Here is a 14299-nt window from a genome sequence, read left to right on the forward strand (position 1 = left end):
TCTGCCCGTCGACCGTGCCACCGGGCTTCACGCGCGGTCCAGGATCTCGCGAGCTCCGCGCACGACTGCCTCGTCCACGAATCGGCCCTGGTCGTCCACCGTCGGACCGCCCTGGGCCAGATCGAACAGCTCGATCAGGCGGTGCGCCCGGGCGACGTCGTCCCCGGACGGAGTCAGCGCTGCGTTGATGATCGGAACCTGCTTCGGGTGCAGCGCAGTTCGTGCGCGAAAACCCATGTTCACGAAGTGCGCTGTAGTTTCGACGAAGCCGTCGAGGTCACGGAAGTCCGTCGACGTCGGGGCAACCGGTGCTGCGAGAGCTGCAGCGGCGCATCCCACGACGACTTCCGACCGCAAGCCGTCGATCACACCTGCAGTCTCGGGCGTTCGGGCGATCCTCAGGTCGGCGAGCAGGTCCACCTCGCCGATACCGAAGGTCCGCACCCTGCCGCGCTCGGCCATCCGGGGGAGCGACCGCAGTGCACCCGCAGTTTCGATCAGCCCGATGACTCCGAGGTGATCGAGACCCCGCTTCTCTTCGAGTTCGGTGAGCATCGAATCCGCCTGCGCCACTGCGTCGACCGAACACTTGGCGATCATGATCCCGTCGACGCCGGTCCTGGCCGCGGCATCGAGATCGGCGGCCAGAAACTCAGGCGTGACGCGTACCCATACCTGCGTGCCCGTGAATCGTCGAGACTCCAGCCACTTCGCGACGTCGCGTCGTGCACTGTCTTTGCGATCGAGGGGAACCGCATCCTCCAGATCGAGAATGATCGCGTCGGATTCGCCGTCGATCCCCTTGTCGAAGAGTGACGGCTTGATCGCGGGAACGTAGAGGAACGACCGTGGAACAGTGAGAGTCATCGAGCGGCTCGAGCTTCCAATAGGTGAGTGATAGACCGCGCGGCATTGACAACCTGGCGGGCATGGGCGAAGTGCTCGTCGTCGGCGGTGGACGAGTATCGGAAGGCGGGTCCGGAGGAGCTCACCGACCCGAGAACGTGTGCAGCGCCGTCGAAGAACGGCGCTGCGATGGATGCAGCCCCGGTCTTGCGTTCGTTGATCGACGTCGCATACCCGAGGTCGCGGATCTCGGCGAGCCGGGAGAAGAATGCATCCGCGTCGGTATCGGGGTTGCTGCTCGAGAGTTCACCTAGTGCCTCGACGGCGAAGTGTTCAGGAAGAAATGCGAGGATCGCGCGGCTGGAGGCGCCCGAGTGCAGCGGGTACTGAGGCCCGATCTCGACGACCATCTTGACTTCCTGCGGGCTCTCGTATTGGTCGAGGTAAACCCGTCGGTGACCGACGAGCGCGGACAACGTCGCCGTTTCGCGGGTTTCCGCGCGGAGTGCTCGCAGCACCGGTGCCGCGATCGTTCGGACGTCGAGCTGACTCCATGCCTTCGTACCCAAACCGATTGCCGCGGGTCCCAGTGAGTACGTCGACTCGCCTGCCATGGGCTGAACGATCGATCGCGAAGCGAGGGACTGCAAGATGCGGTGTACGACGGCCTTGCTCAGGTGCAGGCGTCGAGCAATCTCGGATACGCCCAGCGCGCGATCGGACTGGGCGAAGGCCAGCAACACGTCGGCAACACGATCTGCCGACTCTGTGCCGGTTGATGTTTCGGCAAGGTGTCGTGCACTCGGTCTGTTGTGGCTCGGCGGCATGACCATGCGGGCCATCCTTCCCGATTGGAGGGGAACGTGCGGCGATACGGAACGAGGCGACCTGTCCGTTCCGCTGAGCGAACCATACGCTTTACAAGAAAGTCACGGTAGACCCTGTTGTAAGGCCGTGACGCGTGCCATACTCGGACTCAGGGAATTTGATCACCGTTGGTCCGGTGCGCTGAGCGGAACGTTCTGAGCGACGGACAGCGGTTCGACTCGGTGCCTAGTGGGCGCGAAAGGCAGAATCGCAATGAAGAAGCTCGTAGGCGTGTTGACAGCCGTCGCGGTAGTGGGAGCAGCAGCGTGCGGATCGTCGTCGGGGTCCGACGACTCCGGCGCCATCAAGATCGGGTCCGTTCATCCCACGACCGGCGCTCTTGCAGGTGTCGGCGGGTTGATGAACGACGGTGCGGCACTGGCAGTGGCGGACATCAACGCGGCCGGCGGCATCGCCTCGCTCGACGGACGCCAGTTGGAGCTCGTTTCCGGTGACAGTCAGGGCAAGGCAGAGGTCGGGCAGAGCGAGGCTCAGCGCCTCATCGACGACGGGGCCGTTGCACTGATCGGTACGTACCAGAGCGACGTGACTCAGAACGTCGCATCCGTCGCCGAGCGATCTCGCGTGCCGCTCGTCATCGACGTCGCAGTCGACGACAAGATTCTCGATCAGGGGTATCAGTACTCGTTCCGTATGCAGCCCAACGCTTCCAGCATGGGTACCGACGGGGCGAAGGCACTGGCCGCAATCGAAGAGCAGACCGGTCAGACCATCGACAAGGTGTCCTACTTGCACATCGAGGGATCGTTCGGAGACAGCGTCTTCGATGCCTTCGAAGCAGAAGCTGCCAACCAGGGCATCTCCTCGGTGCAGGAAATCACCTATCCCGCAACCAACTTCTCCGACGCAACCACTCAGGTTCGCGAAGCCGCGGTGAGCAATCCCGACGTCCTCGTGGCCACCGGCTACTATCCGGACGGACTCCTCATCGCCAGAGCGGTCGAGCAGCTCGGCTTGAACGTCAAGGGCGTGTACGGAATCGCCAACGGCGCGTTCGACGACAGCTCGTTCCCTGCCGACGCGGCAACGGCGGGTGACGGTGTGCTGAGTGCCAACTATCACTACGACGCAACGAGCGAGCGCACCAACGAGATTCGAGCTCGATTCGAGGAACAATTCGGTCGCCCGATGGAGACCGCCTCGATGTTGTCCTATCAGGCTGTCGAGGTCATTGCGGCCGGACTCGAAGGCGGCGCAGACGCCGATCCCGAAGCACTGCGCGAGGCCATCGCGGGCATCTCCATCGAGGATCCGCTGCTCGCATTCGACGGACCGATCGAGTTCGACGAGACCGGTCAGAACAAGAACGCGACCGTCATCGTGATGCAGGTTCGAGACGGTGCCATCGCGCAGGTCTTCCCGGAGGAATTCGCGACGGACGCAATCCAGTTCCCGGTAGGAGCCGGACAGTGACTGTGGCACCCACGACCAGCGCCGCCACGAAGCGCAGCGGCCTCGTCGGTTCCAACCCTGCGGTCGCCGTGGGTGGCGCCATCGTCGTGATCATGGCCGTCATCTATCTGGTGGGTGGAAAGGACCAGGGACTCGTCACACAGTCCGTCGTTTCGGGCCTCCTTCTCGGCGGCGTGTACGCATTGATCTCGGTCGGTCTGACCCTGATCTTCGGTGTTCTCGGCATCGTCAACTTCGCTCAGGGTGCAATGCTGACGATGGCGATGTACATCGTCTATGCACTGTCGACGGCGGGTATGCCTGTCTATCTGGCCACCGTTCTCGCAGTGCCGGTGATGTTCGTCTTCGGCATGATCGTGCAGGCGACGTTGCTGACCAAGCTCACGATCAGCGGTAGCCACGACGGACCGCTCCTCGTGACTCTGGGCCTCTCGCTCCTCATCATCAACGTGTTGCTCATGGTCTTCGGCGGTCGGCCACAGTCCGTGCAGGCGCCGATCGACGGCTCGTTGTCGATTCTCGGCGCCGTCGCATCGTGGCCGCGGGTGCTCGCCTTCATCGGGGCCGCCCTGGTCGCGGTAGCACTGACCGCCGTGCTCAAACGCACGCCTCTCGGATTGTCGATCCGGGCCGTGGCGTCGAACTCCGAGGGTGCCAAACTTGTCGGCGTCGACATCGGCCGTGTCTACGCGCTGACCTTCGGTATCGGTGCCGCCTGCGTTGCCGTTGCCGGGGGATTGATGACTCCGTTCACTAGTCTCACGCCGTCCGTGGGTGAGCAGTTCACCATCCTGGCGTTCGTCATCGTCGTGCTCGGCGGGCTCGGAAGCGTCGTCGGTGCGGTTGTCGGAGGACTGGTCATCGGATTGGTACAGACGGTCGGCGCGCTCTACCTCCCTGGAACCGGTTCGCTCATCCTGGTGTTCGCGGTCTTCATCCTCGTCCTGTTTCTCAAGCCCGAAGGATTGTACGGAGCCCGCCGATGACAGCCACTGTGTCAGCACCCATGAATGCACCCGACGACGTCCGGCTGAAGGACACCTGGCTGCGACGCCAAGTGATCACTCTCGCCGTCGGATTCGTCGTCGTCGCCGCACTTCCGCTCGTCCTCGGCGAGCAAGCGCAGACCGTTGCCGTGCGCACGCTCATCTTCGGCATCATGGCCGTCGCATGGAACATCATGAGCGGCTTCGGTGGCATGTTCAGCTTCGGCCACGCAGCATTCTTCGGCATCGGCGCATACACCGGTGCCTACCTACTGGTGGATCACGGCATTTCACCATGGATCTCGATGGTTGTGGCTGCTGTGCTCTCGGCATCCGTCGGCACTCTGCTTGCCTATCTGTGCCTGCGGTACCGACTCGCCGGGTCCTACTTCGCATTGGCCACGTTCGCCTTCGCGCAGATGTTCTTGCTGCTCGTGCAGAACCTCGACGTCTTCAACAAGACCGAGGGCTTCAATGTACCGATTCTGCCGCGAGATTCGTGGTGGATGTTGCAGTTCGAGAAGGGCAGCGCCAACTACATCTGGATCCCGTTGGTCATCCTCGCGCTCGCCGTGCTCGGCACGATCTTCTACGTGCGTTCGCGTGCCGGGCAGTTCGTGCAGGCCGTCCGTGACGACGCCACTGCCGCTGCGTCGTTGGGCATCGACACCATGAAGTACCGACTGATCGCCGTCGCAGCCAGTTGCGCACTCACCGCCGTAGCCGGTGTCTATTACGTGCAGTACTACTTCTTCGTCGGGCCGGAGCAGGCGTTCGGCTCTGCGGTCTCGGTCGAGGCCATCGTCCCGGCCGTCATCGGCGGAATCGGCACCATCTGGGGGCCGGTCATCGGCGCGGCCGTGATCGGTCCACTGTCCGAGGTCATCAACGAGCTCCTGCGCAACCCACCGGAGTTCCTAGGATTCCTCGACGGTGCCATCGGTCTGGACGTGGCCGTCTACTCGGTGATCCTGATTCTGATCGTCATCTTCCTGCCCAAGGGCATCTTCGGCACTGTCCGAGAGAGGTGGTTTCGATGAGCCTGCTGTCCATCGAGGGCTTGAGTAAGTCGTTCTCGGGAATCCACGCCGTCCGCGACGTCACTCTCGACGTCCCGGAGCACGAATTCCTGGGCATCATCGGACCGAACGGAGCCGGAAAGACCACCCTGTTCTCGCTGCTCTCCGGCGAACAGCCGCCCACCGAAGGTCGCGTGATCTTCGACGGTACCGACATCACGGGGTGGCCCGCCAACAAGATCGCGCGCAGCGGACTCGTACGCACGTTCCAGTTGATGCGACCGTTCGAGTCCATGTCGGTGCTGGAAAACGTCACGGTCGCAGCATTGTCCAAGCGTCGCTCACGCAAGGATGCCCGCAAGCACGCTCTCGAGGTACTCGATCGAGTGCAGCTCTCGGACCACGTCGGTGGCAAGGTGTCGGCGATGTCGACGGCCGGCCTCAAGCGCCTCGAACTGGCCCGGGCGCTGGCGATGGAACCCCGCGTAGTGCTGCTCGACGAGGTTCTCGCCGGTCTGGTGCCGGCGGAGCGGGCGCCGATGATCGAGCTGCTTCGAACCCTGCACAGCGAGGGGCAGACCGTCCTCTTCGTGGAGCACATCATGGCCGCCGTCATGGCCCTGTCGGAGCGGCTCGTGGTGATGCACGAGGGAGCAGTGCTGACGTCAGGAGATCCACGGACCGTCGTCGAGGACAGTCGCGTCGTCGAGGCATATCTCGGTGAGGAGAAAACCGCATGATGCTCGAGATCGACAACCTGCACGCCGGCTACCGACGACTGGAGATCCTGCACGGACTCGACCTGTCCATCGCGCAGAACGAGATAGTGTCGCTCATCGGGGCGAACGGTGCGGGAAAGACGACGACGCTGCGCGCACTGTCGGGACTGGTCGCGCCGACTGCGGGTCGAATCATGCTCGACAGCACACCCATTCATGGAATGCGCGCCGATCGTATCGTGCAGGCGGGCCTGGTTCACGTCGCGCAGGACCGCGCGCTGTTCGGGAGCCTGCCGGTCGTCGAGAACCTCGAGATGGGTGCTTACACGCAGAAACGCGCATCGGTGAAGGCGTCGATGGACCAGGTGTTCGACCTGTTTCCCATCCTCGCCGAGCGTCGCGGCCAACGTGCCGACACCATGTCCGGCGGTCAGCAACAGATGTTGGCGATCGGCCGGGCGCTGATGGCGAAACCGCGAGTGCTCACGCTCGACGAACCGTCGGTCGGTCTCGCCCCCAAACTGGCAGCACAAGTTCTCGAGGCGATCGTACGGATCCGAGACACCGGAGTGACCGTGCTGATCGTCGAGCAGAATGCGGCCCAGGCTCTGGACATCTCGGATCGCGCGTACGTGATCGAGAGCGGCTCGATCGTGCTGACCGGTACGGGTTCCGAGCTCGCACACGACGATCGCGTCAAGGCTGCCTACCTCGGTATTTAGGAGTTCTACCTCTATGCGCCTCTTGGCTTTCACACCCATCGACGTCGACGACGCCGAACTGCGTCGCAGGCAGGAACGCTACAACGAACTGGTGCCGTCGACCGTCACCGTCGAACTACGGAACATCGGTTCGACTGCGCCGAGTGCGCTCGACACCGAGGCCGAGATCAGGTCATCGGAAGCAGTTCTGGCCGATGCTTTCCGAGCTGTCGACCCGGACGGCTACGACGGCTTCCTGCCCGATTGCGTGTTGGATCCGTGTGCGGACGAAGCAGACACCTTCTCGCTGCCGCTGTACGGTCTGTCCCGATTGACGGCCTCGTTCTTCTCGTCGCAGGGCCTCCACCTCGGCGCGCTGGCACGCAACGACGCCATCGCTGCAGAACTGGATCGCCGACTGGCGTCGTACGACATCCTGGCCGATTCCACGAAGGTTCTCGGACTCGATGTTCACGACATCGCCGACGCCGAGGCGTGGGGCCGGGCTGTGACCGACCAGGCTGCCTCGATGACGTGCGATGTAGCGATCAACGCCTGCTCGGCGGTGGAACTCGTCGATCCACCCCGTAGGCCGCGGGTCGTCGACCCGACGGCAACCGCGCTCGCACTGTTGGGGTTACAGGCCACGATGGAGGCTTCGAGATGAGCGAGGACGGTCCCGACCTCGTCGTGGCAGGCGCAGGCGGTGGCCTCGTTGCGGCCCTTCGTGCGGCCGAGCGAGGCCTCGATGTGCTCGTGGTCGAGGCGAGCGAACACTTCAGACGCGGAAACAACACCGCGATGTCGACGGCCATGATTCCCGGCGCGGGTTCTCGCTGGCAGCGGGAGTCGGGGATCGCCGACTCGCCGCAGCAGTTCGTCGACGACGTGATGCGTAAGACCGGGGGCAGTGCGGATGAACGGCTCGCTCGCGCGTTGGCGAACGTCAGTGCCCCGTTGGTGGAATGGATGGCCGATCATCTGCGGATGCCGCTCGATCTGGTCACCGACTTCGCCTATCCCGGTCATTCGCAACTGCGTTGTCATACGGTCGACGGCAGGCACGGTAGTGCTCTGCTCGATCACTTGGTGCGCGCCGTCGGCGACGAGCCTCGTATCGACCTGATGATGCCTGCCCGGCTCACCGATGTCACCGTAGACGAAAACGGCGTGGTCGACGGTGCCGTCGTGACGTTGCCCGACGGGGCTACCGAGTCGATACCGACAAGGGCAGTCTTGCTGGCTACCAACGGATACGGCGCCAACACGAAGCTGGTCTCGGATCACGTGCCGGAAATCGCATCCGCGCGGTATCACGGCAGTGAGCATTCGATGGGCGATGCATTGACGATCGGTGCACGTCTGGGCGCCGACTCGAAGTATCTCGATTCCTACCAGGGGCATGCGGCACTGTCGAAGAAGGCGACCACGCTCGTCGGGTGGGCAACGGTGATGCACGGTGGCGTCGTGCTGAACCTCGACGGCAGGCGTTTCGGTGACGAGACCACCGGCTACTCCGAATACGCGGCAGCGCTTGCTTCGCAGCCGGACTCGGAAGGATGGATTGTCATCGACCGTGACATCCACGAGAAGTGCATGGCTTTCACCGATTTTCGTCAGACGGTCGACTCCGGTGCTGCGGTGTGGGCGGACAGCATCACCGAACTCGCGGAGGCGACGGGTTTGCCTGCGGACGCGGTCGAGGAAGAGCTTGCCGCGTTGCGTGGCGCGGCCGAGGATCGCTTCGGCCGAACGTCGTTCGAGCACGAGTTGACTGCCCCGTACGCCGCGATCAAGATTGTTCCCGCGCTGTTTCACACCCAGGGCGGGCTCGTCGTCGACGGTGATGCCCGCGTCCTGAGGCCCTCCGGCAAGCCGATCGAGGGTCTGTTCGCCTCCGGCGGTGCTGCCATCGGTATTTCAGGGCACGGCGCCGCTGGATATCTTGCGGGTAATGGATTGTTGCCCGCTCTCGGACTCGCCTACCTTGCTGCCGATTACATCTGATTTCCCGTTTCGAAAGGATCCATCATGTCCACGTTGATCACCAATGCACGCGTCGTTCGTCCCGGCTCGGATGCACCCGAGGACGGAGAGTTCGTCGACCTTCTGATCGAAGACGGTAAGTTCACCCGCATCGAGGCCGGTATCCCCGCCGACGTTGCCGACTCCGTGATCGATGCGGCGGGAAAGGTGGCGTTCCCCGGAGTGGTGGACGCGCACCAGCACTGGGGCATCTACAACCCGCTCGGTGACGACGCCGAGACCGAGTCACGGGCCTGTGTGCAGGGCGGCGTCACGACGTCACTGTCGTACATGCGCACCGGCCAGTACTACATGAACACGGGCGGTTCCTATGCCGACGTGTTCCCGAAGGTGCTCGACGCGACCGAAGGACGCCCGTACGTCGATTACGCGTACCACCTCGCGCCGATGTCCAAGGAGCACATCCAGGAGATCCCGTCGCTCATCGCCGATCACGGTGTGACGTCGTTCAAGATCTTCATGTTCTACGGCAGTCACGGACTGCACGGCCGTTCCACGGACCAGAGCGAATTTCTGATGACGCCCGAGGGTGAGCGCTACGACCTGGCGCACTTCGAGTTCGTCATGCGCGGCATTCAAGCTGCTCGGGAACAGTTGGGCGACAAAGCCGAACACATTTCGCTGTCACTGCACTGTGAGACCGCAGAGATCATGAGCGCATACACCAAGATCGTCGAGGAGGAAGGGACGCTGCAGGGGCTCGCCGCGTACAGCGCGTCGCGGCCGCCGCACTCGGAGGGGCTCGCCGTCACCATCGCGTCGTTCCTGGCGGACGAGACTCAGTTGCCCAACATCAACCTGCTGCATCTGTCGTCGCGCAAGGCGCTGACGGCAGCGATGCGAATGGCGAAGGCGTTCCCGCACGTGAACTTTCGTCGCGAGGTCACCATCGGGCACCTGCTGGCCGACATCGACACCGCGTACGGACTCGGAGGAAAAGTGAATCCGCCGCTGCGGCCGCGTGACGACGTCGAGGCACTGTGGGAGCATCTGGTCGCCGGGGACATCGACTGGGTCGTCAGCGATCACGCGTGCTGCAAGGACGAGAAGAAATTCGCGGAGGATCGTGGCGACATCTTTGCCGCCAAGTCCGGATTCGGTGGCGCGGAGTACCTGTTGCCGGGCTTGGTCAGCGAGGGCCGCAAGCGTGGGTTGAGCTGGCGTCGGATCGCCCAGCTGACCTCGCTCAATCCCGCCTCGCGGTACGGGCTGCCGGGTAAGGGCGACATCGCCGTCGGTATGGACGCCGACCTTGCGCTGGTCGATCCCGACCACACGTGGACGGTGCAGCCGGAGGATTCCGAATCGGCGCAGGAGTACACGCCGTTCCAGGGCTTCGAGTTGGGTGCGAAGGTGACCGATACGTTCGTGCGCGGTCAGCGCGTGCTGTCCGACGGCACGGTGTCGGGTGCGCCGGCCGGTCGCTACCTGCACCGCCCGTACAAGTGACCGGCCCACTCGAGGGCATCAAGGTCCTCGATATCTCGACGATCCTTGCCGGTCCGCTCGTCGCGCAGATTCTGGGAGATTTCGGTGCCGAAGTCATCAAGATCGAGCACCCGGCCAAGCCCGACGGTATGCGCGGGCACGGGTTGGACAAGGACGGCCACCCGCTGTGGTGGACGATGGTCAGTCGCAACAAGCGGACGATGACGCTGAATCTCGGCAACGAGCAGGGCGCGGATCTTTTCCGAAAGCTCGCCGCGGAGGCCGACGTCGTGGTCGAGAATTTTCGTCCGGGCACCCTCGAGCGGTGGGGGCTCGGGTACGACGTTCTGTCCGAAGCCAACCCGGGTCTGATTCTCCTGCGCGTGACGGGTTTCGGTCAGACCGGGCCGTATGCAACACGACCGGCGTTCGGCACGTTGGTGGAGTCGATGAGTGGGTTCGCGCATCTGACCGGTGCGGCCGACGGCCCGCCGACGTTGCCTGCCTTCGGTTTGGCCGATTCGCTCGCGGGAATTGCCGGATCCTCGGCGGTGTCGATGGCTCTGCTGCACCGAACGAACAACGGCGGCAAGGGGCAGGTCATCGACCTGGACCTGCTGAGCCCGATCATGGCCGCAGTCGGTCCCGGCATCATCTACGCAGATCAGCTGGGCATCGACCAGGAACGCACCGGGAATCGGTCGAGCAACAATGCACCCCGGAACCTGTACAAGACATCGGACGGGCACTGGCTGGCGATCTCCACGAGTGCGAACTCCATTGCCGAACGCGTCCTGACACTGGTCGGGCACCCCGAGGTCATCGACGAGCCGTGGTTCGCCACAGGCCGACAACGTGCCGCGCACGCCGACCTGCTCGACGGTTACGTCGGCGGATGGATCGGGGAACGTACTCGCGAGGACGTCGTTGCAGAGTTCGAAAAGGCCGGTGCCGCAGTGGCTCCCGTCTACAAGCCGAGCGAACTGCTCGACGATCCACAGGTACTGGCCATCGACATGGTGACGACCGTGGAGGACGACGACCTCGGCCCCGTACGGATGCAGAACGTCATGTGGCGGATGGGGGACAGTCCCGGCAGTATTCGGCACACCGGCCGGGCCCACGGTGCGGATACCGACAGCGTGCTCGAAGAGTTGGGCTGTTCGGCGGCGAACATCGCAGAGCTACGGACTGCAGGAGTCGTGTAGACCCGGCGCCTACAGGTCACTCCGCAGGAGAACTAGGGTTGCGGTCATGCTTACCGCTGTCGAGGAGTCTGTTCGCGAGCGAATTGCGGCTTTGGACGTGGATGCGCTGGCGTTACTGCTGCGGCGCCGACATGTGGCGCGGACGGATGCTCCCGAGGATCTCGACGAGCTGGCACGTCATCTGGTCGGGGGCGATTCGTTCGCAGATATCTACCTGACGCTGCCGCGGCCGGCGGTGGAGGTGCTGTCCGCGGTTGCGTTGTGCAAGCAGTTGCGGATGCCGGCGACGGTCGATGCCGTCCGTCGGTTGCTGGGAGATCCGGAGTCGGGCTTCGAGGCTGTAGTGGAGGACCTGTCCGCGCTGCAGATCGCGTGGGTGTCGGATGGGGTGCTGACAGCGGTACATCCTCTCCCGGTGTACGCGGTTCGGAGTTACGGCACCGATGTTCGCCGGTCCTTCGATGCGGCTGCGCTTCCGGTGCTGCGTTCGGTCTCGACGAAGCTGGGTCTCCGCGGAGACGGGGCCCGGCCCGAGGTGGTGGAACAGCTCGTGTCGTTGTTCGACGACCCCGATGCACTGCGGAGTGTGGTGGAGTCTGCGCCGGATGGCGAAAAAGAGTTTCTGTACGACGCTGCCCGCCGAGACTCGATCCTCTACGCGGATCCGGTGTATCTGACGGCCGCGCGTCCCGGTGCATGGGCAGTGCAGCGGGGATTGGCATGGCAGGTCGCGAACGGGCCGGTGTCGATGCCGGTGCAGCTGACCCGGGCGCTTCTCGGTGCCGATTTCGTTCTACCATTCAGCCCGACTCCGCCCGAGTTCGACTCTGAACCGGTCGATGCAGGGCACGTGCAGGCGGAAGCGTCGGCGCGCGTTCTTCGAATGGTGGAGGTGGTGACCGGGGTGATCGAATCCGCATCGACCACGCCGATTCAGTTACTCAAATCCGGTGCCGTCGGCGTGCGTACAGTGCGCGCGATAGCCAAGGACCTGCACGCCGAGGTCGACGCCGTCGAAGTAGCTCTGGAATTGGCGTTGAGCGCTCTTCTGCTTGGCTTCGAAGCTCTGCCGACGCCGAAAGGCCGAAGACGCGTTCCGGCTGGGCACGTTCTGGTCGCGACGGACCGAGCGGCGCAGTGGTTGGCAAGTGATCCCGGAATCCAGGCAGCATCACTGCTGCAGACATGGTGGAACGCCGACGCCGTGTATCTCGCGACGTACGAAGGCATCGCCGACGACTCGCGCCCGATCCCGCCGAGATTGCTGCGCCGCGCGGTCGTGTCGGCACACGACCTCGTTCAGGAGGGACACGCCTTCGCCGACGACGGCGCAGTGGTGACAATGCTCGGGTGGACGTTCCCGTGCTTTCCCGTCGAGGAGGGCCTGGACATACTGCAGATGACGCAGCGTGAGGCGGAACTCGTCGGCGCCCGGGCGCTGGGCGCCGGCACCGATCTGGGTCGAGCTTTGTTGTCCGAGAACGTGTTCGACGCAGTTGAGCGGGCCGTGTCCACGGCGCACACGCGTGCGACCGTCGGCGCAGATCTGACGGCTGTGGTGTTCGGGCCGCCCGGCACCGCGCTGGCCCACTTCTTCGACAGTGTCGCAGTTCGCGAGGCGACCGGAGCCGCCACGACGTGGAGGTTCGATCAGGTCAGTGTTCGTGGAGCTTTCGACGACGGCCTCACCGTCACCGAGGTGCTCGACGGTCTCGCCAGATACTCGACCGGTGACATTCCGCAGGCGTTGACCTACCTGGTGAACGACGTGGCCCGCACGCACGGCAGCATCGGTGCCTACGCACTCGCCTGCGCAGTCGTCGCGCCCGACGAAGCGTTGATCTCGGAGATCACCGCGAACAGGCGGTTGTCGAAGCTCGGTCCGGTTGTTCTCGCGCCCACGGTTGTCGGGTTCACCGCGCCGATCGAGACCTCGCTCGAGGCGCTTCGATCAGCGGGATATGCACCTGTGCGTCGTGATTCGGACGGACAGGTAGTAATCGGGCGCACGCAGGTGGCGCTGAATGCAGAGCCGGCGCCGTCCTACGCCCTCGGTATGGCGCCGTCCTACGACGAACTGGCCGAGGCGCTCGCGTCGGCCGGTGACTAGCTGCTGAGCGCAGTGGCGACGGCTTCGACCTGATCCGCGACGCGCGGACCCCACCGGCTCGACAGATCCTCGTCCATCGTGATGATCGAGCCGTCACGCACAGCGGTGGTCGACGCCCAACCTGGCCGAGCTGCAACGGCTTCGGCCGTCACGCCGCAGCACTGGGAGTCGGCGAGGAAGACAATGTCGGGGTCGGCAGTGACGACACCTTCGTCGGACATCTGCGGATAATCGGTGCCGGCACCGTCGGCGATACTGGTCAAGCCGAACAGGCCGTAGATTCGGCCGATGAAGCTCTCGCTCGTCACCGTGTATAGCATCGAATCGAGTTCGTGGAAGTAGGTTGCGTTCGACTGCGGAACGCTCGCCACCGCGGCATCGATGCGAGTGCGCATATCGGCGACCACTGCGTCGCCTTCGGCGTCGTGACCGGTGGCGTCGGCAATGGTCTCGATCTGGGCGTAGGTGTCGTCGATACTCGTCGCGGCGGGAAGCAGCAGTACTGGTACTTCGGCTGCGTCCAGACCGGCGACGAGGCCGTCGATGTCGTCGGAGGCCACCACCAGATCAGGGTCGTAGCCGATGATCGCCTCCAAGCTCGGTGTGTACGCGGACAGCTCGGTTCTGGGTGCGTCGGTCGGGAAGTCGGACTGACTGTCCACCGCGACCACCTGCTCGCCTGCACCGACGGCGAACAACGTCTCCGTCGCCGTCGGGCTCAGTGAGACAATGGATGTCGGCCTCGACTCGATGACTAAGTCGGCCCCAACGGTCCTGGGAAACGTCCCGTCACCGGCGGACTGGTCCGCGGGTTGTTCGTCGGTCGTTCCGCTCCCGCACCCCGAGACAACCAAGGCAACGGCTGCCGCAGTCGCGGCCAGAACTGTCGGTATGCGCACCGGTCGATGTGTCATGTTCTCCATTCCTCCGACGTG

13 protein-coding genes are annotated in these 14299 nt (G+C 64.1%); 10 read left to right on the forward strand and 3 right to left on the reverse strand.

Translation table 11 applies throughout. The features are described 5' to 3' along the window. Nucleotides 1-27: 27 nt before the first annotated feature. Nucleotides 28-867: an HpcH/HpaI aldolase/citrate lyase family protein gene (locus BH95_RS10560; protein ID WP_037182022.1), complete on the reverse strand. Its 840-nt coding sequence runs from the start codon at nt 865-867 to the stop codon at nt 28-30. Continuing rightward, nucleotides 864-1679 (reverse strand): IclR family transcriptional regulator, encoded by an 816-nt coding sequence (locus BH95_RS10565; protein WP_020112697.1) that lies wholly within the window; start codon nt 1677-1679, stop codon nt 864-866. Before BH95_RS10565 ends, BH95_RS10560 begins: the two co-directional genes overlap by 4 nt. Nucleotides 1680-1926: 247 nt before the next feature. On the opposite strand from BH95_RS10565, the gene BH95_RS10570 reads away from it, so the two are divergent. Genes BH95_RS10570 through BH95_RS10615 form a run of 10 tightly spaced genes read left to right on the forward strand, consistent with a single transcriptional unit; the run spans nt 1927 to nt 13364 of the window. Then, nucleotides 1927-3147 carry an ABC transporter substrate-binding protein gene (locus BH95_RS10570; RefSeq protein WP_037182024.1) on the forward strand — a complete coding sequence of 407 codons (1221 nt, stop codon included), beginning with the start codon at nt 1927-1929 and terminating at the stop codon, nt 3145-3147. Further along, nucleotides 3144-4133, forward strand: coding sequence for a branched-chain amino acid ABC transporter permease (locus BH95_RS10575; protein ID WP_037160169.1), 990 nt, complete (start codon nt 3144-3146; stop codon nt 4131-4133). Before BH95_RS10570 ends, BH95_RS10575 begins: the two co-directional genes overlap by 4 nt. After that, nucleotides 4130-5173: a branched-chain amino acid ABC transporter permease gene (locus tag BH95_RS10580; protein ID WP_037182026.1), complete on the forward strand. Its 1044-nt coding sequence runs from the start codon at nt 4130-4132 to the stop codon at nt 5171-5173. The genes BH95_RS10575 and BH95_RS10580 overlap by 4 nt, the downstream gene beginning before the upstream one ends. Further along, a complete protein-coding gene (locus BH95_RS10585) occupies nt 5170-5892 on the forward strand; it encodes an ABC transporter ATP-binding protein (RefSeq protein ID WP_170947613.1) in 723 nt (240 codons plus the stop codon). The genes BH95_RS10580 and BH95_RS10585 overlap by 4 nt, the downstream gene beginning before the upstream one ends. After that, on the forward strand, nt 5889-6593 hold the full coding sequence (locus BH95_RS10590) for an ABC transporter ATP-binding protein (protein WP_037182028.1): 705 nt from the start codon (nt 5889-5891) through the stop codon (nt 6591-6593). Before BH95_RS10585 ends, BH95_RS10590 begins: the two co-directional genes overlap by 4 nt. Before the next feature lie 13 nt (nt 6594-6606). After that, nucleotides 6607-7239: a hypothetical protein gene (locus BH95_RS10595; protein ID WP_037182029.1), complete on the forward strand. Its 633-nt coding sequence runs from the start codon at nt 6607-6609 to the stop codon at nt 7237-7239. Next, nucleotides 7236-8579 (forward strand): FAD-dependent oxidoreductase, encoded by a 1344-nt coding sequence (locus tag BH95_RS10600; RefSeq protein WP_037182030.1) that lies wholly within the window; start codon nt 7236-7238, stop codon nt 8577-8579. The genes BH95_RS10595 and BH95_RS10600 overlap by 4 nt, the downstream gene beginning before the upstream one ends. A gap of 24 nt (nt 8580-8603) precedes the next feature. Then, nucleotides 8604-10067, forward strand: coding sequence for a dihydroorotase (locus BH95_RS10605; RefSeq protein WP_037182031.1), 1464 nt, complete (start codon nt 8604-8606; stop codon nt 10065-10067). Then, the gene (locus BH95_RS10610; protein ID WP_020112706.1) at nt 10064-11254 is read left to right on the forward strand and encodes a CaiB/BaiF CoA transferase family protein; all 1191 of its coding nucleotides are present in this window, start codon (nt 10064-10066) and stop codon (nt 11252-11254) included. The genes BH95_RS10605 and BH95_RS10610 overlap by 4 nt, the downstream gene beginning before the upstream one ends. Nucleotides 11255-11300: 46 nt before the next feature. Next, nucleotides 11301-13364: a helicase-associated domain-containing protein gene (locus BH95_RS10615; protein ID WP_037182032.1), complete on the forward strand. Its 2064-nt coding sequence runs from the start codon at nt 11301-11303 to the stop codon at nt 13362-13364. On the opposite strand, the gene BH95_RS10620 is transcribed toward BH95_RS10615, so the two are convergent. Then, nucleotides 13361-14287 carry an ABC transporter substrate-binding protein gene (locus BH95_RS10620; RefSeq protein ID WP_037182033.1) on the reverse strand — a complete coding sequence of 309 codons (927 nt, stop codon included), beginning with the start codon at nt 14285-14287 and terminating at the stop codon, nt 13361-13363. The two genes, BH95_RS10615 and BH95_RS10620, sit on opposite strands and share 4 nt — an antisense overlap. Nucleotides 14288-14299 lie beyond the last annotated feature (12 nt).

The organism is Rhodococcoides fascians A44A (assembly GCF_000760735.1).
Taxonomy (GTDB): domain Bacteria; phylum Actinomycetota; class Actinomycetes; order Mycobacteriales; family Mycobacteriaceae; genus Rhodococcoides; species Rhodococcoides fascians_E.